This is a genomic window from Enterobacter sp. GER_MD16_1505_Eko_090, assembly GCF_003331015.1.
Lineage (GTDB): Bacteria > Pseudomonadota > Gammaproteobacteria > Enterobacterales > Enterobacteriaceae > Enterobacter > Enterobacter roggenkampii.
On the sequence record NZ_PUQF01000012.1, the window covers coordinates 94550 to 115292 of the forward strand.

The window sequence follows — 20743 nt, forward strand, 5'->3', positions numbered from 1 at the left end:
CGAATCCTTATTTCAGCGGCGAGTTCTTACGCTCGATGCTGTAGCGCTCAAGCTCTTTGTACGGCACCACCTGGCTTTTTTTCTTGCGCACGTCCACGACGGTCATGCGGTCGGTGCAGGAGTAGCACGGGTCGAGGCTGCCGATGATCAGCGGCGCGTCGGAGACCGTGTTGCCGCGCAGCATGTAGCGCAGGGTTGGCCAGTTGGCGTAGGTCGCCGCACGGCAGCGCCAGCGGTAGAGCTTCTGGTTGTCGCCGGTCATGCTCCAGTGGATGTCGTCCCCGCGCGGCGCTTCGGCAAAGCCGAGGGCAAAGCGGTTTGGAATGTAGGTGAAGCCTTCCACCATCAGCGGGCCGCCCGGCAGGTTGTCCAGACCAAAGTCGATCATGTTCAGCGCGGTGAACACCTCGTTGATGCGCACCTTCAGGCGGGAAATGACGTCGCAGCCCTGCTCGCTGTGCACGGTCATCGGCAGCAGGCCGTAGCCGACGAACGGGTGATCGGCACGCGTGTCGCGGGCGTGCCCGCTGGCGCGCACCATCGGGCCGACGTTGCTGAAGTCGCGGGCGATCTCCGGATCGAGGCGGCCAATGCCGACGGTGCGCTGCTCGATGTTGGGCGTGCTGAGCAGCATGTCCACCAGCTCCTGCACGTCCCGGCGCATCTGCTGCGCCAGCAGGCGGGTCTGGATCATGTCGTTTTTCAGCAGGTCGCGGCGGATCCCGCCGATCAGGTTCAGACCGTAGGTTTTGCGCGCCCCGGTGAGTATCTCCGCCATCTTCATCGACGCTTCGCGCACGCGGAAGAACTGCATAAACCCGGAGTCAAAGCCGACGAAGTGGCAGGCCAGGCCGAGGTTCAGCAGGTGCGAGTGCAGGCGCTCCACCTCCAGCAGGATGGCGCGGATCATCTGCGCGCGTTCCGGCACCACGATCCCCATGCCGTTCTCTACCGAGGTGGTGTAGGCGGTGCTGTGGGCGAAGCCGCAGATGCCGCACACGCGGTCAGAAAGAAACGTCACTTCGTTGTAGCCCATGCGGGTCTCCGCCAGCTTCTCCATGCCGCGGTGGACGTAGAACAGGCGGTAGTCGGCGTCGATAATGTTTTCACCGTCAACGAACAGGCGGAAGTGGCCCGGCTCGTCAGAGGTGACGTGCAGCGGGCCGATCGGCACCACGTTATTCTTCTTGCTGCCCAGCTCGTTGATGAACTCGTAGGTTTCGCTGTCGGTAGTCGGCGCCGGACGCTGGCGGTAGTCCATGCTGTCTTTGCGCAGCGGATAGAGTTCGTCCGGCCAGTCGTCCGGCAGCACCAGACGGCGCTCATCCGGCAGGCCAACCGGCACCAGGCCATACATGTCGCGCACTTCACGCTCGCCCCAGACGGCAGCGGGCACGCGCGGCGTGACGGACGGGTATTCCGGTTTATTCGGGTCGACCTCGACGCGCACGGTGATCCAGCACTTCTCGCCCTGCTCCATCGACATCACGTAATACACCGCGTAACTGCCGCACAGCTGGCGCTCGTCGTTACCGAACAGCACCGACAGCCAGCCGCCCTGCTGGTAGTAGAGAAACTCCACCACTTCCGGCAGATAGTTCACCTTAATGGTGACGGTGATCTGGTCTTTGGTTTGCCAGGACTCCTCCAGCACCACGCCCGGGAAAGCCTGATGCAACGCGGCGAGATACTGCTGACCTTTCTTTTCTTCAGACATAAATACTCTCTTTAATCACGCCACCAGCAAGGAGACGAACGCTAAAAATGCAAAACCAAACCCGGCCCAGGTGATGCGGGACGTTTCCACAAAACGCAGGCGCGCCATGCTGTTTTCGAACAGGGCAATGACCAGCACGCCGACCAGCAGCTTGAGGGCGGCAACCACGACGGCCAGCAGCAGTCCACCCGCAGAGAACTGCGTCATCTGCCCCCACGGGAAGAAGACGCCGACAAACATCTGCAGCACCACCAGCTGTTTGAGGCTGATGCCCCACTTCAGCACCGCAAAGCCGTAGCCGCTGTATTCGGTGAGCGGCCCTTCCTGCAGCTCCTGCTCGGCTTCGGCCAGATCGAACGGCAGCTTGCCCATCTCGATAAACGTGGCGAACGCGCAGGCGCACAGCGCCAGCACCAGCGGAAGGGAGCGGGCAACTGGCCAGTGGTAAACGGTGTCGGTGATAAAGCTGATGTGCGTGGAACCCGCAACCTGCGCGGCGACCCACAGCCCCAGCAGCAGGATCGGCTCAACCAGCACGCCGAGCATCGCCTCGCGGCTGGCACCGATGCCGGTAAACGGGCTACCGGTGTCCAGGCCCGCAATCGCAAAGAAGAAGCGGGCGATGGCGAAGAGGTAGATAAGCGTAATCAGATCGCCAAGCACGGGCAGCGGCGAAGCCACCGTCACCACCGGCAGCGCGGTGGCGACGGTGAGCATCACGCCCACCATCACAAACGGCGTCAGGCGGAAGACCCAGCCTGCGGCATCCGGGGCCACGCTCTGGCGAGAAAGCAGCTTGAAGAGATCGCGGTACTCCTGCAGTACGCCAGGCCCGCGACGGTTGTGCATCCGGGCACGCGCCACGCGCGTGATGCCCGACAGCAGCGGCGCGGCGGCGAACAGCACCAGCGCCTGAAGAATTGCCAGTAACAGACTCATGTCAGGCTCCTCGTGAAATCACAATCACTACCAGCACCGCCAGCTCGATCAGCGCCAGACGGCGGAACAGCGCGGGCGCGGCAGCGTTCTGCCAGCCGGGTACCCAGCCCACCGGGTTCAGCCAGTGGCGCAGCTTCAGCACGGCGGCGAAGTTCTCTTTCACCGGCATAGCAAAACCGTGGGCGGTGATGACCATCGACTGTTCGTGTTCATAACCGCAGGCCCACGCGGCACCGCGCGAGCGGGAGGTGAGCCGGTCGCGTTTGAAGAACAGCATGAGCACGAACGGCAGCAGCGGCGCGGCAATCAGCAGCAGTGCAATCATCGGCTGGGAAACGACGGTGTGCGCCGTCTCAAGCGGCAGCGGAATGGCGTGGCCCAGCAGCGGCAGCAGCCACGGCGCGGCAACCCCGCCCGCGATGCAGCACAGCGCCAGCGCGACCACGCTTACGCCCATCAGTACCGGTGCGCAGCAGGCGTTCTCAGCCTCACGCGTACGCGGTGCGCCAAGGAAGGTCACGCCATAGACTTTCGCCATGCACATCACGGCCAGCGCCCCGGTAATCGCCAGCCCGACCGCCAGCAGCGGCCCCAGCAGGCGGGCGATAAACGCCTCGCTCTGACCGAGGGCGAAGAAGGACTGATAGATCACCCACTCCCCGGCAAAGCCGTTCAGCGGCGGCAGCGCGGCCATCGCCATCAGCCCGACCAGCATCGCCAGCGAAATCACCGGCATTTTTTTGCCAATCCCACCGAGCTTTTCGATATCCCGATGGCCGGTGCGGAACCAGACGCTGCCCGCCCCGAGGAACAGGGTGCTTTTAAACAGGCTGTGGTTGATCAGGTGATACAAACCGCCGATAAAGCCGGCGGCAATCAGCGACGGTTGATTAAGCGCCAGCCCGGTCACGCCCGCGCCCATGCCGAGCAGGATGATGCCGATATTCTCCAGCGTGTGGTACGCCAGAAGACGCTGGATATTGTGCTCCATCAGCGCGTACAGGCCGCCGATGAAGGCGGTGATCATGCCCGCAATCAGCAACACCACGCCCCACCACAGCGGCGGCTGGCCGCCGGTCAGCGTCATCGCCAGAATCCCGAACAGACCGACCTTCATCACCACCACAGAAAACAGCGCGGCAGCGGGCGCGGAGGCATTCGCATGCGCCTGCGGCACCCAGCCGTGCAGCGGGATAATCCCGGCCAGCAGGCCAAAGCCGATCACGCCCAGCAGCCAGACGTCATTGCCCAGCGGATGCCCGTTAAGTGCAGCGAACTCCAGCGTGCCGAAACGCTGCCACACCCGCCAGCAGGCCAGCGCCAGCAGCAGCGTCCCGAGGCGTCCAAGCGCAAACCACACTTTCCCGGAGGCGCTGCAGCCGGTCAGGAACACGCCGCAGAGCGCCATGATCTCCGCCATCACCACCAGCGCGCCGAGGTTGCTGGCGATCACGGTGCAGACCGCCGTCGCCATCAGCAGGTTCACCAGCAGGCCGTTGGCTTTGGCGTGCGGATGGCGGTGCCAGTCGATATTGAACAGGCTGATAAACAGCCCGCACAGGCCAAAGGTCACCAGCCAGATGGCGTTCAGCGGCGTAATCGCTACGGTGTGGCGAATCAGCGGCATCACGGCCTCTGCGGACTGCCCGCCGAGCAGGACAACTCCACCCGCCGCCAGCGTCATCAGGCTGCCGACCGCCCCGCCGATCCCGGCGATCCAGCCGCTCAGGGTTTTATGGAATGACAGAAGCCACGCCAGCACGGCGGCGGCGGCAAAGTACGCCACGGCGCTGGTAATCATCGTAATCGCGTTCATTTCACCCCCTCGTTGAGCGCCTGCAGAAGCGAAAGATCGCCGACGTCGGTATTAATGGTCAGCTCGCGCTTGCGCTTGCTGGTGCGGGCGATGTCGCGAATGTTCACCAGAATCAGCGCTTTGGTTGGACAGGTGCGCACGCAGGCCGGGCCCTGTTCATCGAAGCTGCACAGGTCGCACTTCACCGCAACGGCGCGGATGCCGGGCACCCAGTCCAGCAGCGTGCTGACGCGTGCAGGCGCCGGAGGCGCGGGCGGGGCTTTAGGCGAATTGGCATTGGCCGGAATATGCAGCGGGCGGCTGCCGGAGAATTCAATCGCACCGAACGGGCAGGCAATGCCGCACAGCTTGCAGCTTACGCACAGGCTTTCGTTCAGCTGGACTGCGCCATCCACGCGGGTGATGGCGTTCACAGGACAGACACCCGCGCAGGGGGCATCTTCACATTGATGGCAGAGCTGCGGGGCAGACTCTTTTTCATTACGCATGACGTGCAGGCGCGGCATGGACTGTAGCCCATGCAGGCGATGCGTTTCCGAACACGCCGCCTCACAGGTTCGACAGCCAATACAGACCGTCGAGTCAGCAATTACAAAACGGTTCACCGGGTTATCCTCTGGTGATAGTCATTTTTGACGAAAAACTGTCTTGTCGACACTTCTCGACACACTGGGGGTCAGGCCACGTTCGCTGAAGTATTTCCGTCCATCAGCTGCTTCAGGTTGACCGGGAGATCGTGTTCAACGGCGGTGTACAGGCCGTTATAAACCGGGGCGATTTTTTCCAGATAGTGCTCCAGTACCTGCTGGCGATCGCGGTTGCTGACGTGGCCGTCCACCATGCCGTCAGCCATCAGCTGCGCCTTTGCAATACGCTGTTTTTCACCGTCTTTTGTCTCGAGGTAGTACTCGATAGTGTGGCTGTTGAAGTTATCCGCCAGGGTGACGTTGATGATGAAATGGCCGAAGAGGACAAAGCGCATATCGCCCTGCGCCGCACAGCTCATCGCGTGGTGAAGACGCGCTTTCGACAAGGTAATGCCCTGAACCAGAGAGTTGCAGTAAAGGTGCCACTGGTCCTGTAACTGCTGATGACGCTGCGCGATGTATTCCGCTTTTTCGCTGATTTCCCAAATAGTCATAAAAGGTATCCGTTTAATGGAGATAGCGGCTGTTAAGCAGATTCCATGCCAGTTTTTATGTTTTTGATTTTCAATGGATTTAATTAAAAATTCGCTGTCAACATCGCGGTGTCGACGTGTCATTTCGACAGCGGTGACATCGACACGCCTTAACAAATATCAAGCTGGCACTGTTATTGCATTACCGGGGCAATTCATTGAGGAGGCGTCATGCACGAAATCACCCTCTGCCAGCGGGCTCTGGAACTTATCGAACAGCAGGCTGTGCAAAACCACGCGAAACGCGTCACCGGCGTCTGGCTGAAGGTCGGGGCGTTTTCCTGCGTCGAGACCAGCGCCCTGACCTTCTGTTTTGAGCTGGTGTGCCGCGGCACGCTGGCGGAAGGCTGCGAACTGCATATTGAGGAGCAGCAGGCGGAGTGCTGGTGCGAACAGTGCCAGCAGTACGTCACCCTGCTCTCATCAAAGGTACAGCGCTGTCCGCAGTGTCAGAGCACCGGGCTGCGCATCGTGGCGGATGACGGCATGCAGATCCAACGCCTCGAAATCGAGAAGGAGTAAAGTATGTGTAGTACCTGCGGTTGCGCCGAAGGCAACCTGTATATAGAAGGGGATGAGCACCGTCCCCACTCCGCGTTTCGCTCCGCGCCCTTTTCCCCTGCCCCGCGCCCTGCGGCAGCCCTGACCGGCATTACCTTTGCGCCGCAGCGTTCCGACGCGGGCGACCTGCATTACGGCCACGGCGAAGCGGGTACCCACGCGCCGGGCATGAGCCAGCGTCAAATGCTGGACGTGGAAATCAACGTGCTGGACAAAAATAACCAGATCGCCGCCCGCAACCGCGCCCGCTTCGCCGCCCGCAAACAGCTGGCGCTGAACCTGGTCTCCAGCCCCGGTTCCGGCAAAACCACGCTGCTGACCGAAACGCTCAAACGCCTCACCGGGCGCGTCTCCTGCGCGGTGATCGAGGGCGACCAGCAAACGGTAAACGACGCGGCGCGTATCCGCGAAACCGGCACCCCGGCAATTCAGGTTAACACCGGCAAAGGCTGCCACCTGGATGCGCAGATGATTGCCGACGCCGCCCCGCGCCTGCCGCTGGCGGATAACGGCATCCTGTTTATTGAAAACGTCGGCAACCTGGTCTGCCCGGCGAGCTTCGATCTGGGTGAACGACACAAGGTGGCAGTGCTTTCGGTGACCGAGGGCGAAGACAAGCCGCTGAAATACCCCCACATGTTCGCCGCGGCATCCCTGATGCTGCTGAACAAAGTCGACCTGCTGCCGTACCTGAATTTCGACGTGGATAAGTGCCTGGCGTATGCCCGCGAAGTGAACCCGGAGATTGAGATCCTGCTGGTCTCCGCCACGCGCGGCGACGGCATGGACGGCTGGTTACGCTGGCTGGAGAACGAACGATGTGCATAGGCGTACCGGGACAAATCCATTCCCTCAACGGTAATCAGGCCAAAGTCGAGGTTTGCGGCATCCTGCGTGATGTAGACCTGACGCTGGTGGGCAGCACCGATGAAACGGGCGCGTCGCGTCTCGGCCAGTGGGTGCTGGTCCACGTGGGGTTTGCCATGAGCGTGATTAACGAAGCGGAAGCCCGCGACACGCTGGATGCGTTGCAAAACATGTTCGACGTGGAGCCGGACGTCGGCGCGCTGCTGTACGGCGAGGAGCGATAATCATGCGTTACGTTGATGAATACCGCGCGCCGGAGCAGGTGCTGCAGCTTATCGGACACCTCAAAACGCGCGCGGCGCGGCTGGACTATACGAAAGAGAAACCGCTGCGGATCATGGAGGTGTGCGGCGGGCACACGCACGCGATCTTTAAATTTGGCCTCGACCAGCTGCTGCCGGAGAACATTGAGTTTATCCACGGCCCCGGCTGCCCGGTCTGCGTGCTGCCAATGGGACGCATCGACAGCTGTATCGAGATTGCCAGCCGGCCCGACGTCATATTCTGCACCTTTGGCGACGCGATGCGCGTGCCGGGGAAAAACGGCTCGCTGCTGCAGGCGAAAGCGCGCGGGGCGGACATCCGGATCGTCTATTCGCCGATGGATGCCCTGACGCTGGCAGCGGATAACCCCGCGCGCAAGGTGGTGTTTTTTGCCCTGGGGTTTGAAACCACCATGCCCGCCACCGCCATCACGCTGCAGCAGGCGAAAGCGCGCGGCGTCGATAACTTTTTCTTCTTCTGCCAGCACATTACGCTTATCCCCACCCTGCGCAGCCTGCTGGAAGCGCCAGGCAACGGCATTGACGCCTTTCTGGCACCGGGCCACGTCAGCATGGTGATTGGCACAGACGCCTACGGTTTTATCGCTGAACAGTACAATCGTCCGTTAGTGGTCGCTGGTTTCGAACCACTTGATCTACTGCAAGGTGTCACCATGCTGGTTGAGCAGAAAATAGCGGCCCTGAGCGCGGTCGAAAACCAGTACCGCCGCGTGGTGCCGGATGCCGGCAATGAACGGGCTCAGCGTGCCATTGCGGAGGTGTTCAGCGTCGAAGGCGACAGCGAGTGGCGAGGACTGGGGCTGATTGCCGAATCCGGCGTGCGCCTGACGCCAGCCTATCGCGCGTTCGATGCCGAAGCGCATTTCCGCCCGCAGCCGCAGCAGGTTTGCGACGATCCCCGGGCCCGCTGTGGCGAGGTGCTCACCGGCAAATGCAAACCGCATCAGTGCCCGTTATTTGGCAAAACCTGTAACCCGCAAACGGCGTTTGGCGCGCTGATGGTCTCCTCCGAAGGGGCATGCGCCGCGTGGTATCAATATCGCAACCAGGAGTGTGAAGCATGAACACGGTGGAAATGGCGCACGGAAGCGGTGGACAGGCGATGCAGCAGCTGATTAACCGGCTGTTCATGGAGGCCTTTAACAACCCCTGGCTCGCCGAGCAGGAAGACCAGGCGCGCATTGACCTCGCCACCCTCACCGCCCAGGGCGACCGGCTGGCCTTCTCCACCGACAGCTACGTCATCGATCCGCTGTTCTTTCCCGGCGGCGATATCGGCAAGCTCGCCGTCTGCGGCACGGCCAACGACGTGGCCGTCAGCGGCGCCATTCCCCGCTACCTCTCCTGCGGATTCATCCTTGAAGAGGGTCTGCCGATGGAGACGCTCTCGGCGGTGGTGAACAGCATGGCACACACCGCGCGCGAGGCGGGTATCGCTATCGTCACCGGGGACACCAAAGTGGTCCAGCGCGGTGCGGCCGATAAGCTGTTTATCAACACCGCCGGAATGGGGGCTATCCCCGCCAACATTCACTGGGGCGCACAGCGGCTTAGCGCGGGCGACGTGCTGCTGGTAACCGGCACTTTGGGCTGCCACGGAGCGACTATCCTTAACCTGCGCGAAGGCTTAGGGCTGGACGGTGAACTGCGCAGCGACTGCGCGGTGCTCACCCCGCTGATTCAGACGCTGTGTGCTATTCCCGGCGTGAAGGCCTTGCGTGATGCCACCCGCGGCGGGGTGAATGCCGTGGTTCACGAATTCGCCGCAAGCAGCGGGTGCGGGATTGAACTGACCGAGCGTGGCCTGCCTGTAAAAGCTGCTGTGCGGGGGCTGTGCGAACTATTGGGACTTGACCCACTGAACTTTGCTAACGAAGGCAAGCTGGTGATCGGCGTGGAACGCGCGGCGGCAGAAGCCGTTCTTGCTGAGCTGCGCGCGCATCCATTAGGGAAAGAGGCCGCCATCATCGGCGAAGTGGTTGAGCGCAAGGGGGTGCGCCTGACCGGACTTTACGGCGTGAAGCGCACGCTGGACCTGCCGCACGCGGAACCGTTACCCCGAATTTGCTAGAGCCGCGCCATAAGCGGTCAGCACTGAATGTCTCTTTTTTGCCAGTTTCTATTGGAAAGCAATAATGCCGTATACACCGATGAGCGATCTTGGACAGCAGGGCCTGTTTGATATCACGCGCACACTTTTACAGCAGCCCGATCTCGGCGCGCTGAGCGATGCCCTGACGCGGCTGGTCAGGCAATCAGCGCTGGCCGACAGCGCGGCGATTGTACTGTGGCATAGCGGAACGCACCGCGCGAGCTACTACTCAACGCGCGATAATGGCAAAACGTTTGAGTACGAAGACGAAACGTATCTCGCGCATGGCCCGGTGCGCCGTATTCTCTCCCGTCCGGAAGCGCTGCACTGCAACTTTGAGGAGTTCCGCACGGCGTGGCCGCGGCTCGCGGAGAGCAACCTCTACCAGCCGTTCGGCCACTACAGCATGCTGCCGCTCGCGGCGGAGGGACATATTTTTGGTGGCTGCGAGTTTATTCGCACGACTGACCAGCCCTGGAGCGAGGCGGAATACGAGCGTCTGCACACCTTTACCCAGATTGTGGCCGTCGTCGCGGAGCAGATCCAAAGCCGCGTGACCAATAACGTGGATTACGACCTGCTGAGCCGCGAGCGCGACAACTTCCGCATTCTGGTCGCCATCACCAACGCCGTGCTGTCGCGCCTTGATATGGACGAGCTGGTCAGCGAAGTGTCGAAAGAGATCCACCACTATTTCAAAATCGATGCCATCAGCATCGCGCTGCGCGGCCATCGCAAGGGCAAGCTGAACATCTACTCCACGCATTATCTGGATGAAGCCAACCCGGCGCACGAGCAGAGCGAAGTGGACGAAGCGGGCACCCTTTCTGAGCGGGTATTTAAAAGCAAAGAGATCCTGCTGCTCAACCTGAGCGAGCAGGACCCGGTGGCTCCGTACGAGCGGATGCTGTTTAACACCTGGGGCAACAAGATTCAGACCCTGTGCCTGCTTCCCCTGATGTCCGGCAACACCATGCTGGGGGTGCTGAAGCTGGCGCAGTGTGATGAAGCCGTGTTTACCACCGCCAACCTGAAGCTGCTGCGCCAGATCGCCGAGCGTATCTCCATCGCGCTGGATAACGCCCTCGCCTATCAGGAGATCCACCGCCTGAAAGAGCGGCTGGTGGATGAGAACCTGGCCCTGACCGAACAGCTCAACAACGTGGACAGCGAGTTTGGTGAAATCATCGGGCGCAGCGACGCCATGTACAGCGTGCTCAAGCAGGTTGAGATGGTGGCGCAAAGCGACAGCACGGTGCTGATCCTTGGCGAAACCGGTACGGGTAAAGAGCTGATTGCCCGGGCCATCCACAACCTGAGCAACCGCAACAGCCGTCGGATGGTGAAGATGAACTGCGCGGCGATGCCCGCAGGCCTGCTGGAAAGCGACCTGTTCGGCCACGAGCGCGGTGCATTCACCGGGGCCAGCAGCCAGCGGCTGGGCCGTTTTGAGCTGGCGGACAAGAGCTCGCTGTTTCTCGACGAAGTGGGCGATATGCCGCTGGAGCTACAGCCGAAACTGCTGCGCGTTCTGCAGGAGCAGGAGTTTGAACGTCTTGGCAGCAACAAGCTTATCCAGACTGACGTGCGGCTGATTGCCGCCACCAACCGCGACCTGAAAAAAATGGTCGCCGACCGTGAGTTTCGCAGCGATCTCTACTATCGCCTGAACGTCTTCCCGATCTTCCTGCCGCCGCTGCGCGAGCGCCCGGAAGATATTCCCCTGCTGGTCAAAGCGTTTACCGCCAAGATCGCGCGTCGGATGGGGCGAAACATCGACAGCATTCCTGCCGAGACGTTACGTACCCTTTCATCAATGGAGTGGCCCGGCAACGTGCGCGAGCTGGAAAACGTCATCGAGCGTGCGGTGCTGCTGACGCGTGGCAATGTGCTGCAGCTCTCCCTGCCTGAAGTGACGCTGCCTGACGTGACCGTACCCGCCGCCGAGACGGCGAAAGAGGGAGAAGATGAATATCAGCTCATTATGCGCGTGCTCAAAGAGACCAACGGCGTGGTCGCCGGGCCAAAAGGTGCCGCCCAGCGTTTAGGGTTAAAACGCACTACCCTGCTGTCGCGCATGAAGCGTCTCGGGATCGACAAAGAGAGCCTGGTTTAAGCCCCCAATCCGGCGGTGTTTTTCTGGCACCGCCTTTCGTTACCCTGCGCAATTGTCCCTCATTGACACAAAATCGTTTCCTCTGTATAAAATTCCGCCTTAATAATGAGTTTCATTTGCATCAATAATAATATTAATCAAGGGTAGCGTTTCATGAAGAAGGTCATCTGCGCGTTAGGCCTGGCGGTTGCGTCGGTCAGTTCTGCTCTGGCAACCACATATCCTCTGACGATTGAAAACTGTGGCTATAAAGAGACATTCACCAAAGCGCCGGAACGCGTCGTGGCTCTGGGTCAGAATACCGTCGAAATTCTGCTCCTGCTGGGGCTGGAAGATAAGGTGAAGGCCAGCGCCTTCTGGCCGACGAAAGTGCTGCCGCAGCTGGCGGACCAGAACACAAAAATCAAAACCCTGACGGTCGAAATCCCTACCCTTGAATCCGTGCTTGCGCAAAATCCCGACTTTGTCCCCGCGCAGTCACCGCTGCTGCTGGGGCCAGAAAGCAAGGTCGCAAAACGCGACGATCTGATGACCCTGGGCGTGAACAGCTACGTGTCCCCGGGCATGTGTGCGACCAAAAAAGCCACCGGCGATATGTACGGCAGCCGCCAGAAACTGTGGGATATGACGTATCTCTATCAGGAGATTGAGGATTTCGCCAAAATCTTTAACGTTGAAGACCGCGGTCAGGCCGTGATTGCCGATTTCAAAAAACGTGAGGCTGACCTGCGCCAGGAATTCAGTAAAAACAAAAAAGATCTCTCCTTTGTTTTCTGGTTCTCAAGCTCCTCCCCTTCTGCGGACGCCTACGTAGGCGGTAAAAATAGCCCCTCCGGGTTTATCGCCAGCCTGATGGGCGGGCATAACGCCATCACCTCCGAGACCGAATGGCCAACCGTGGGTTGGGAAAGCATTATTGCCGCCAATCCGGATGTGATTGTGGTCTCCAGCCTGGACCGCAACCGCTGGGCGCTGGATAACGCGGAAGAGAAAATCAAATTCCTGAAAAGCGATCCGGCCGTCAGCCAGCTGGACGCGGTGAAAAAAGGCCATATCGTGGTGATGGACGGTCAGGCCATGAACCCGACAATTCGCACGATTTACGGGGCTGAGCAGGTTGGCGAACAGCTCAGAAAACTGGGGCTGAACTGATGAGCACCGCTGTCCTTCAGGCCAGGCAGAGCCTGGTTCTGACGACCTCGTGTTTGCTCGCCTTTGTCCTGCTATTTCTGGTTATCGCGCTGAGCGTCAGCGTCGGCGAGCTGTCCATCCCGCTGGATAACGTGTTTTACGCCATCAGCAATAAAATGGGGCTCACCGATGTTCCGCTCACTCGCATCTATGAGAGCGTGATCTGGGACTTCCGCCTGAGCCGCGCGCTGGTGGCGGCCTGCTGCGGCGCAGGTCTGGCCATCTGCGGGGCCGTATTGCAGAGCCTGCTGAAGAACGCGCTGGCGGAACCCTACGTGCTCGGCGTGTCCGCGGGCGCATCGACCGGGGCGGTTTCTGTCGTCGTATTGGGGATCGGCACCGGTGCGGTGTCGCTCTCTGCCGGGGCCTTTGCCGGGGCGTTCGCCGCGTTTGCGTTTGTCGCGTTTCTGACGAACGGGGCGCGCGGCGGGAATGAACGTACGATTCTGGCAGGCGTCGCCGCCTCGCAGCTTTTTAACGCCATTACCGCCTACACCATTAGCACCTCCGCCAGTGCCCAGCAGGCGCGCGACGTGATGTTCTGGCTGCTGGGCAGCTTCAGCGGCGTACGCTGGCCTGAATTCCAGCTGGCGCTGGTCGTGGTGCTGATTGGGTTAGCCGTGTGCCTCTACTATTCCCGGGCGCTGGATGCCTTTACGTTCGGTGATGACGCCGCGGCGTCGCTGGGCATTGCTGTCCCCTGGGTGCGCCTGGCGCTCTTTACCACCACCGCGCTGATCACCGCGACCATCGTCAGCATGGCGGGGTCAATCGGCTTTGTCGGGCTGGTGGTGCCGCACGTCATGCGTTTCCTGTTCGGGCCGCTGCACCGCACGCTGCTGATTGCCAGCGCGCTGGCAGGCGCGATCCTGATGGTGCTGGCAGACATTGCCTCGCGCATGCTGATTGCGCCGCAAAGCCTGCCCGTCGGCGTGGTCACCGCGCTGGTTGGCGTTCCGTTCTTTGCCGTGATTATCTACCGCTCAAGGAATAAGTGATGAGCATCTGCGCTGAAAATATTACCTGGAAGGTCGGCAAAAAAGTCATCGTTAATGACGTCTCGCTGAAGGTTTCACGGGGCGAAACGGTAGGACTGCTTGGCCCTAACGGCTGCGGCAAATCGTCTCTTTTACGTATCCTCGCGGGGCTGCGTCGCCCGGATGCGGGCTGTGTGACGCTGGACGGCCAGGACATCTCTCGTATTGCCAAAAAGCAGCTGGCCCGCCGGGTCGCCTTCGTGGAGCAGCACGGCATGACTGACGCCAACATGCGCGTGCGCGACGTGGTCAAACTCGGGCGGATTCCGCACCACTCCGCCTTTTCCAACTGGAGCACGCACGATGACGAAACCGTCACCGCCGCTCTGCAGCGCGTGGATATGCTGGATAAAAGTGACCAGGGCTGGCTGAGCCTCTCCGGCGGCGAGCGCCAGCGCGTCCACATTGCCCGCGCGCTGGCCCAGACCCCGACGGAAATCCTGCTGGATGAACCAACAAACCACCTGGACATTCATCATCAGATGCAGCTGATGCAGTTGATCAGCGAATTACCGGTCACCAGCATTGTCGCTATCCACGATCTCAACCACGCCTCGATGTTCTGCGACTCGCTGATTGTGATGCAGAAAGGGCAAATTGTGGCGACGGGGACACCGCAGGACATCCTGTCCGAGTCGTTGCTCTGGGACGTATTCCGGGTCAAAACCAAAATCGAGATCTCGCCGTTTCATGGCAAAAAACACATTCACTTTATCGTTTAGGGGCGAGTGACCAACGATGCCCCTTCGCCCTGCCACCACGCTCTGGCCGCCCGTTTTACTGGGTAGCCAGTTTGTTTTTAACATCGGCTTTTACGCCGTTGTCCCCTTCCTGGCGATATTCCTGCGCGACGATATGCTGCTCTCCGGCGGGCTGATCGGGCTGATCCTCGGCCTGCGCACGTTCTCTCAGCAGGGGATGTTTATCGTCGGCGGCGCGCTCTCGGACCGGTTTGGCGCGAAAATCGTTATCCTGAGCGGGTGCATTATTCGCGTCGCGGGGTATCTGCTGCTGGCGCTTGGAGAATCGCTGTGGCCGATTATTCTGGGCGCGTGCCTGACGGGGGTGGGCGGCGCGCTGTTTTCTCCCTCTATTGAGGCATTGCTGGCGAAAGCGGGCACGCACAGCGAGGCGAAAGGTAAACGAAGCCGGGCGGAGTGGTTCGCGCTGTTTGCGGTCTGCGGGGAACTCGGTGCGGTACTGGGCCCGGTTGCCGGCGCCCTGCTCACCGGCCTGGGCTTTCGCCAGGTGGCGCTGGCGGGCGCTGGCGTCTTTCTCGTTGCGATGGTGGTTCTCTACTTTTGCCTGCCCGCGTCACGCCATGCCGCGCGGACGCTGAAGCTCGTTCCTTGGTGGACGACCTTTCGCCAGCCCCGCTTTGTCGCCTTTATCATTGCCTATAGCTCGTGGCTTTTGAGCTATAACCAGCTCTATCTGGCGCTGCCGGTAGAGATACAGCGCGCCGGCGGTAACGAGAAAGATCTCGGCCCGCTTTTTATGCTGGCCTCTGTACTGATTGTTGCTTTACAGCTGCCGCTGGCGCGTTTCGCCCGGCGCGTGGGCGCGGTGAGGATCCTGCCGGTGGGCTTTTTATTCCTCTCCGCCGCCTTTGCAAGCGTGGCAATCTTTGCACCGACGGCACCGCCAGAGGGCTGGCTGCGCCTGCTGCCGTCGGTCTGTTTCGTGACGCTGTTGACGCTGGGACAGATGCTGCTGGTACCCTCGGCTAAGGACCTGGTCCCCCGGTTTGCCGAGGAGTCCACGCTGGGGGCGCACTACGGCGCACTCGCCACCGCCGGAGGCATTGCGGTACTGGCCGGAAATTTGCTGTTTGGCAGCCTGCTGGATCGCGCGCTGGTGCCCTCAACGCAGGCGATGCTCCCCTGGCTGCTGCTCGCCCTCTTCCCGCTCTGCAGCGCGCTGGCCCTTAACGTGATTTGCCGCCCGCTCAGAAGCTGAACCGGTCACTTTTTCGGACGATACTTTTCCGGCAGTTCCGGTACGGGACGACGGTCATCCATCAGATGGCGGACGGTCAGAATGGGGTGACGCCAGAGCATTCGCGGGCCTGCCCAGCGCATAATCTGCTTCATCTCTTCGCGTTTTGCAGGCTGGTAGCAGTGGACCGGACACTGTTTACAGGCGGGCTTTTCCTCCCCGAAAACGCATTTATCCAGACGCTTATCGGCATAGGCATTTAGCGCCTGATAGTGCCCCTCTTCCACAGAGGCCTGAGGACATTGCTTCTGATACAGCGCGATCATTTTCGCGATGGTCTCTTTTTCGCGTGAAATTCGTTTACCGGACATAGCGACTTACCGAACAATAAAGTGCAAAAATAATACACCTTTCAATGCGGGATTTCAGTTATTGCATGTCGTTTTCTGAAGCCTGATTCCAGTTTTAGCCCTGCAAGGCCCAACCATCACTGGTATTTTATACAGGCATCAGTAATGACTTTTATCCGTGTTGTCGGGAGACCCTATGCAAGAACTCGCTATCAACAAACCCTATCGCCATTTAACAGTGGGATATTTCAGAAAGCGCCATGAAGACCGCAATACCAAGATACCGAAGCGCTACAGCGTGCATGCGGCACTGAGCTTAAAAGGTGACTGGCTTGAAAAGGCAGGGTTTACCACCCACTCCCGGGTGCGAGTGGGTGTGGAGCATGGAAAAATCGTCATTGAGCTCATGCCGGAAGACGCCTCGTAAAGCGGCGACATTTTTCTGCGCCGTACCTTTTTTTCATGCGACAATAGAAGGAACAAACGGCCACTGAGCCGCTCAAAACGGTTTATATTCAAAGAAATGGACATCATAACTCCATGAGCACACTCGACAATTTCGACGCACATACGCCGATGATGCAGCAGTATAGAAAATAAGATTATAGTAAATTGATATGTATGAATATTTAAATAAAAACAAACACAACAAGCTACCTATAGGCTACAAATAGTGAAATCAATCTGGCTGCTCTTGTATAAGCTGGATTTCTAAAAGGTAAGTTTTCCTCTAAAAACTCATCGGCAAAAACATCATTCACAGCAGGTTTACTGTTGTGTCTTAGGAAATCCGATGCCATCTCCGCTGCGTATGGCGTTTCTAGGTAATACGTCAAAAACTGTTTGGATGGTCGTTGGCACGTATGGTATCTGTCGAGGGCTATGGGTTAAGTATGTGTTTTCTTGGTTTCTCTATTTCTTAACTAGTTTCAAAATGTTAAATCCATCACAAAAATGCGGTAGTAGAAACTATGAGCATATGATTTGCCATTTTTTGAGGGTTGAATGTAAACAAGCCTGTTGGCAAAATTGTTGATGTAGTTATGACTACTTTTTTGGGATTTTAAAATCCTACACAGCAATGACAACATAGTACCATCAAGAAACAGTTAAAAAGGAAATAATATGACTGCAAAACTATGTTTCTTCCCCGTAGGTAATGGGGATATGACACTTATTCAAACTGAAGATGGAAAAAATATATTAATCGATTGCCGTATTAGGGATGGAGAAGAACATCCTGATGTCCGCTCACAACTTAGAGAAAAACTCTCTCGAGATAGCGAAGGGCGTCTTTTCGTCAATCTTTTTATTTGGACGCATCCTGATTCAGATCATTGTGATGGAGTATCTGATCACTTTCACTTGGGGAAACCTGAAAATTGGAGTGAAAAGAGCGATAAAATTTTTATCAATGAAATTTGGTCAAGCCCAATTGTATTTAGACGCCATCATGCTCAAAATCACCCATTATGTGATGATGCAATAGCGTTAAATACAGAAGTGAAGAGAAGAGTTAATCTTTACAAAGAGAAGGGCTACTTGGATGGTGTCGGAAATCAAGTCTTGGTTTTAGGAAAAGACGAGAATGGTAAAACTGATGATATACCATATATTCTTTTAGAATTAGATAATACAACCAGTTATATTAACGGAGAATCTTCATCAGTTTTTCAAGCCCGGTTATTAGGTCCATCACCCAAGAAAGATCTCGACGAGTTAGAAGATAAATTAGGTAAAAATCATTCGAGTGTTATCATAAACTTTGAATTAAAAGGTGATAACAAAACTGCTTATTTTTTAAGTGGAGGTGATGCTGAGGTTGTGTGCTGGGAAGGTGTGAAGGATCGTCTGTCAGACAAGAATGAAATGTCATGGTTAGATTATGATATCTTACAAACACCACATCATTGTTCTTGGCACAGTATATCTCATGATAGTCTAAGCCAAAAAGGCGATGATGCAAAAACCTCTGAAAAAGCAATGGAGGTATTTAACCGTGCAAAACAAAATGCTTTCATTATATCAAGTTCGAAAACAATTGAAGACGATGAAAAAGATCCTCCAGCTTACCGAGCAAAAGAAGAGTATGAAAAAATAACAGATGATAAAAACGGTCAATTTCTGTGCGTATCTGATCATAAAAAAAATGGGAAAAATGTTCCTTTGGAAATTGAAATTTCCAGTAATGGTATTAAGAAGATAGCGGCATCTACATTAGGTATGGCAGAATCATCTAATACTGTCGTAAATAGACAAGGTGGTGGTGGTTATGCCTGATTGTCTTAAAAAAAAGATAGATCAGTTAAATAAAATCCTTGCACCTTATGGTGCAAGGAAGCTGTCCAATACTGAATTATCTATTCTTGATGAAAAATATATATGTGTCTGGGAATTACCTACAGATTTAGTATTCAATGACGACTCAATTGTATTACAAATAAGGTATAAAAGTTTAACACAGCATGATATCCCAGAAGTATTTGTATCATCTCCAGCAATAAATGTATGTCAATTACCTCATATAGAAAAAAATGGTAAACTATGTGTTTGGCCAAATACATACATTATTGATTTGAGTGATAATTCATATGTTCTTGAATTATTAAGTGATGCCTATTCGATGTTGAAAAAAGGCATCAAAGGAGATCTTAGAGATGATTTTATTGACGAGTTTCAGAATTACTGGATTTATCATTGCAATAAAATAGAACGTGTTATTAGCCTATGTGATTTGAACATAAAGAACACAAGATTAGTATACGGCTACAAAGCAAAAACATTAGGATGGATATATTCTGATGGTGAACAAAAATTAATTAATTGGTTAGATAACCAGAAACTACTATCTTCCAATTCAGATAACTCTAATGCAAGAGATAAAAACCTACGTCAAAGACAACTTTCCAGAATAATATCTATTCCATTAATATTTTTTGAAAATGCATGGTATCCAGAACAATATCCAAGAACAATAAGAGATTTATTCAATTTAATCAATGAATATCATAATGAGCCAGATATAGTTGATGAGTTTATTTTAAAATCAATAGCAAATATATATAATCGCAACCCAACTGTTTTAATAGCATTTCCTACGCCCTCAGGAATGAATATTATAGGAATTCGAATTTCTGAGAATGTAGGTGATCGTCATACAGATAGATATGATACAAGAGCTATCGCTAACGGTCGATTCCACATTAATTCATTATTAGATGGTCATAGAGATTATATCAATGGCCGCATTTTAAAGAATAGAATTGGTGAGTTAAAAGCACAAAACATCTTAGTTGAACGTAACGATAACTCATGGATAATGGGTAGAGATCATAATCCTACTTATAAAAAAATATCTGAGCATACAGTAGCTATAATCGGATGTGGCTCAGTCGGTTCATCTATATCGAGGCTGTTAATACAATCTGGCATTACAAATATAATGCTCTGGGATGAAGACTCTATGAAATCAGAAAATTCTTCACGACATCTCCTGGGGTTCGATTCTGTTAACAAAAATAAAGCATCTGCTCTCGCATCCAAACTTCGTTTAGAATTTCCAAACACCAATATAGAGTATTTTAATGAAGAATGGTCCGAAAACGCTGAATCAAGTACAAGAATTACTGAGGCTGACCTTATCCTAAGCTGCACTGCCGATTGGAATACCGAGCAACAACTGTTAAGTAAACAATCTCAGTGTAATTTGGGAGTTCTTGTTTTTGCTTTTGTTGAAGCCCATGCAATGGCTGGACATGTAATAGTAAATCAAATAGATTCTGGTGCCTTTAATGCCTGGCATTACACACAAGGTGAAAAAATAGGTGCATTGAGATATCCTGCTACATATTGGAAAGAAAATACAAAAAAAAGAATTGCTGCTTGTGCTGGAGAATTTCAGCCTTATGGAGCGATACCTTTAGCAAACTTACATTCACTTGCTGCAAGAACAATAATTGACTTAATATTGAATAGATTTCCTGACAGTTCCTTTGCATATAGCTATCTTGGTAGACAAGAAGAACTGGTAGAACTTGGTGGTCAATGGAATGATTGTTGGATAAATAAATTTGGCAATCCAAATAAAGGCGATCGAATCATTTCTTTGATTTATGAAAACTCAAACTGGATGAATAACGATGCATAAATTTTATAGTTATGATTTAAATTTTTATATATGCATCAGTGAAGATATTATGGAAGAGTTATTTTCTTATAGACAGAAAAATTTCCTAAGTAAAGAGTCTGGAGGAATGTTATTTACAAATAAACTTGACAACACAGAAATAGAAATAAATAAAATCTCAATACCTTGCTCATCTGATATAAGGAAAAGAAACTATTTCAAATTAGATGAGAAAAAAGCGAAACAAGAAATACTAATACAATTTGAAAATGGTTTCCATTATTTAGGCGACTGGCATACACACAACGAGACTATTGCAAACCCATCACCTACTGATATTAATAGCATTCATGAGTTATTTACCAAATCTAAACATAACAGACCATTTTTTATAATTTTAATAATTCCTAATCAAAATGTAATATCTAATTGTTATTTGGCAGCGGCAGATGGAAAAAAGATATACCAATTTAAATATCAAAATCAAACAACAACGATTTAGAAAAGACTATAAATTAAGGAGAGCAAA

20 protein-coding genes are annotated in these 20743 nt (G+C 55.1%); 14 read left to right on the forward strand and 6 right to left on the reverse strand.

The annotated features are described in order from the left end of the window. Positions 1-7: 7 nt before the first annotated feature. The 5 genes from hycE to hycA all read right to left on the reverse strand — a co-directional run bounded on the left by hycE (position 8) and on the right by hycA (position 5613). Complete coding sequence (hycE, locus tag C6A40_RS14960; protein WP_045336543.1) at positions 8-1717, reverse strand: formate hydrogenlyase subunit HycE; 1710 nt, start codon at positions 1715-1717, stop codon at positions 8-10. Positions 1718-1732: 15 nt separating this feature from the next. Then, positions 1733-2656: a respiratory chain complex I subunit 1 family protein gene (locus tag C6A40_RS14965; RefSeq protein ID WP_045336541.1), complete on the reverse strand. Its 924-nt coding sequence runs from the start codon at positions 2654-2656 to the stop codon at positions 1733-1735. A gap of 1 nt (position 2657) precedes the next feature. Beyond that, on the reverse strand, positions 2658-4472 hold the full coding sequence (hycC, locus tag C6A40_RS14970) for a formate hydrogenlyase subunit 3 (RefSeq protein ID WP_045336539.1): 1815 nt from the start codon (positions 4470-4472) through the stop codon (positions 2658-2660). Continuing rightward, positions 4469-5077, reverse strand: a complete 609-nt coding sequence (locus C6A40_RS14975; protein ID WP_045336537.1) for a 4Fe-4S dicluster domain-containing protein — start codon at positions 5075-5077, stop codon at positions 4469-4471. Before C6A40_RS14975 ends, hycC begins: the two co-directional genes overlap by 4 nt. Before the next feature lie 71 nt (positions 5078-5148). Next, positions 5149-5613, reverse strand: coding sequence for a formate hydrogenlyase regulator HycA (gene hycA, locus C6A40_RS14980; RefSeq protein ID WP_045336569.1), 465 nt, complete (start codon positions 5611-5613; stop codon positions 5149-5151). Positions 5614-5823: 210 nt separating this feature from the next. Here hycA and hypA point away from each other — a divergent pair, with 210 nt between their 5' ends. The 10 genes from hypA (at position 5824) to C6A40_RS15035 (ending at position 15759) form a co-directional block, all read left to right on the forward strand. Beyond that, positions 5824-6174 carry a hydrogenase maturation nickel metallochaperone HypA gene (gene hypA, locus C6A40_RS14990; RefSeq protein ID WP_008499580.1) on the forward strand — a complete coding sequence of 117 codons (351 nt, stop codon included), beginning with the start codon at positions 5824-5826 and terminating at the stop codon, positions 6172-6174. Between the two features lie 3 nt (positions 6175-6177). After that, positions 6178-7041, forward strand: a complete 864-nt coding sequence (gene hypB / locus C6A40_RS14995) for a hydrogenase nickel incorporation protein HypB (protein WP_045336535.1) — start codon at positions 6178-6180, stop codon at positions 7039-7041. Continuing rightward, the gene (locus tag C6A40_RS15000) at positions 7032-7304 is read left to right on the forward strand and encodes a HypC/HybG/HupF family hydrogenase formation chaperone (protein WP_008499582.1); all 273 of its coding nucleotides are present in this window, start codon (positions 7032-7034) and stop codon (positions 7302-7304) included. Before hypB ends, C6A40_RS15000 begins: the two co-directional genes overlap by 10 nt. Positions 7305-7306: 2 nt before the next feature. Continuing rightward, positions 7307-8428 carry a hydrogenase formation protein HypD gene (hypD, locus tag C6A40_RS15005; RefSeq protein WP_045336524.1) on the forward strand — a complete coding sequence of 374 codons (1122 nt, stop codon included), beginning with the start codon at positions 7307-7309 and terminating at the stop codon, positions 8426-8428. Next, positions 8425-9435 (forward strand): hydrogenase expression/formation protein HypE, encoded by a 1011-nt coding sequence (gene hypE / locus C6A40_RS15010; protein ID WP_023344802.1) that lies wholly within the window; start codon positions 8425-8427, stop codon positions 9433-9435. Before hypD ends, hypE begins: the two co-directional genes overlap by 4 nt. Positions 9436-9499: 64 nt before the next feature. Beyond that, positions 9500-11572, forward strand: coding sequence for a formate hydrogenlyase transcriptional activator FlhA (gene flhA / locus C6A40_RS15015; RefSeq protein ID WP_021241929.1), 2073 nt, complete (start codon positions 9500-9502; stop codon positions 11570-11572). Positions 11573-11725: 153 nt separating this feature from the next. Next, entirely contained in the window at positions 11726-12724 is a 999-nt protein-coding gene (locus C6A40_RS15020; protein ID WP_045336522.1) for an ABC transporter substrate-binding protein, read from the forward strand. Further along, the gene (locus tag C6A40_RS15025) at positions 12724-13761 is read left to right on the forward strand and encodes a FecCD family ABC transporter permease (protein WP_045336520.1); all 1038 of its coding nucleotides are present in this window, start codon (positions 12724-12726) and stop codon (positions 13759-13761) included. Before C6A40_RS15020 ends, C6A40_RS15025 begins: the two co-directional genes overlap by 1 nt. Then, the gene (locus C6A40_RS15030; protein WP_008499588.1) at positions 13761-14522 is read left to right on the forward strand and encodes an ABC transporter ATP-binding protein; all 762 of its coding nucleotides are present in this window, start codon (positions 13761-13763) and stop codon (positions 14520-14522) included. Before C6A40_RS15025 ends, C6A40_RS15030 begins: the two co-directional genes overlap by 1 nt. Positions 14523-14538: 16 nt before the next feature. Further along, positions 14539-15759 carry an MDR family MFS transporter gene (locus tag C6A40_RS15035; protein ID WP_045336516.1) on the forward strand — a complete coding sequence of 407 codons (1221 nt, stop codon included), beginning with the start codon at positions 14539-14541 and terminating at the stop codon, positions 15757-15759. Between the two features lie 5 nt (positions 15760-15764). Here the strand turns inward: C6A40_RS15035 and C6A40_RS15040 are convergent, their stop codons facing one another. After that, entirely contained in the window at positions 15765-16109 is a 345-nt protein-coding gene (locus C6A40_RS15040; protein ID WP_008499590.1) for a nitrous oxide-stimulated promoter family protein, read from the reverse strand. Between the two features lie 175 nt (positions 16110-16284). Between C6A40_RS15040 and C6A40_RS15045 the strand changes: the two genes are divergently transcribed. From C6A40_RS15045 to C6A40_RS15065, 4 genes are all read left to right on the forward strand, one after another. Further along, on the forward strand, positions 16285-16515 hold the full coding sequence (locus C6A40_RS15045) for a SymE family type I addiction module toxin (RefSeq protein WP_044597727.1): 231 nt from the start codon (positions 16285-16287) through the stop codon (positions 16513-16515). A gap of 698 nt (positions 16516-17213) precedes the next feature. Further along, the gene (locus C6A40_RS15055; protein ID WP_071891085.1) at positions 17214-18368 is read left to right on the forward strand and encodes a hypothetical protein; all 1155 of its coding nucleotides are present in this window, start codon (positions 17214-17216) and stop codon (positions 18366-18368) included. Then, a complete protein-coding gene (locus tag C6A40_RS15060; protein WP_001513933.1) occupies positions 18361-20235 on the forward strand; it encodes a ThiF family adenylyltransferase in 1875 nt (624 codons plus the stop codon). The genes C6A40_RS15055 and C6A40_RS15060 overlap by 8 nt, the downstream gene beginning before the upstream one ends. A 49-nt stretch (positions 20236-20284) precedes the next feature. After that, positions 20285-20716, forward strand: a complete 432-nt coding sequence (locus tag C6A40_RS15065; protein WP_224504639.1) for a Mov34/MPN/PAD-1 family protein — start codon at positions 20285-20287, stop codon at positions 20714-20716. Positions 20717-20743 lie beyond the last annotated feature (27 nt).

Bases quoted from the DNA above. Each gene is read 5' to 3' on its own strand.
- hypD (WP_045336524.1), top strand. From the start codon at position 7,307: ATGCGTTACGTTGATGAATACCGCGCGCCGGAGCAGGTGCTGCAGCTT.
- C6A40_RS15045 (WP_044597727.1), top strand. From the start codon at position 16,285: ATGCAAGAACTCGCTATCAACAAACCCTATCGCCATTTAACAGTGGGA.
- flhA (WP_021241929.1), top strand. From the start codon at position 9,500: ATGCCGTATACACCGATGAGCGATCTTGGACAGCAGGGCCTGTTTGAT.
- hypE (WP_023344802.1), top strand. From the start codon at position 8,425: ATGAACACGGTGGAAATGGCGCACGGAAGCGGTGGACAGGCGATGCAG.
- hypB (WP_045336535.1), top strand. From the start codon at position 6,178: ATGTGTAGTACCTGCGGTTGCGCCGAAGGCAACCTGTATATAGAAGGG.
- C6A40_RS15060 (WP_001513933.1), top strand. From the start codon at position 18,361: ATGCCTGATTGTCTTAAAAAAAAGATAGATCAGTTAAATAAAATCCTT.
- C6A40_RS15025 (WP_045336520.1), top strand. From the start codon at position 12,724: ATGAGCACCGCTGTCCTTCAGGCCAGGCAGAGCCTGGTTCTGACGACC.
- C6A40_RS15000 (WP_008499582.1), top strand. From the start codon at position 7,032: ATGTGCATAGGCGTACCGGGACAAATCCATTCCCTCAACGGTAATCAG.
- hycA (WP_045336569.1), bottom strand. From the start codon at position 5,613: ATGACTATTTGGGAAATCAGCGAAAAAGCGGAATACATCGCGCAGCGT.
- C6A40_RS15035 (WP_045336516.1), top strand. From the start codon at position 14,539: ATGCCCCTTCGCCCTGCCACCACGCTCTGGCCGCCCGTTTTACTGGGT.
- C6A40_RS14965 (WP_045336541.1), bottom strand. From the start codon at position 2,656: ATGAGTCTGTTACTGGCAATTCTTCAGGCGCTGGTGCTGTTCGCCGCC.
- C6A40_RS15040 (WP_008499590.1), bottom strand. From the start codon at position 16,109: ATGTCCGGTAAACGAATTTCACGCGAAAAAGAGACCATCGCGAAAATG.
- hypA (WP_008499580.1), top strand. From the start codon at position 5,824: ATGCACGAAATCACCCTCTGCCAGCGGGCTCTGGAACTTATCGAACAG.
- C6A40_RS15020 (WP_045336522.1), top strand. From the start codon at position 11,726: ATGAAGAAGGTCATCTGCGCGTTAGGCCTGGCGGTTGCGTCGGTCAGT.
- C6A40_RS15030 (WP_008499588.1), top strand. From the start codon at position 13,761: ATGAGCATCTGCGCTGAAAATATTACCTGGAAGGTCGGCAAAAAAGTC.
- hycC (WP_045336539.1), bottom strand. From the start codon at position 4,472: ATGAACGCGATTACGATGATTACCAGCGCCGTGGCGTACTTTGCCGCC.
- hycE (WP_045336543.1), bottom strand. From the start codon at position 1,717: ATGTCTGAAGAAAAGAAAGGTCAGCAGTATCTCGCCGCGTTGCATCAG.
- C6A40_RS15055 (WP_071891085.1), top strand. From the start codon at position 17,214: ATGACTGCAAAACTATGTTTCTTCCCCGTAGGTAATGGGGATATGACA.
- C6A40_RS15065 (WP_224504639.1), top strand. From the start codon at position 20,285: ATGGAAGAGTTATTTTCTTATAGACAGAAAAATTTCCTAAGTAAAGAG.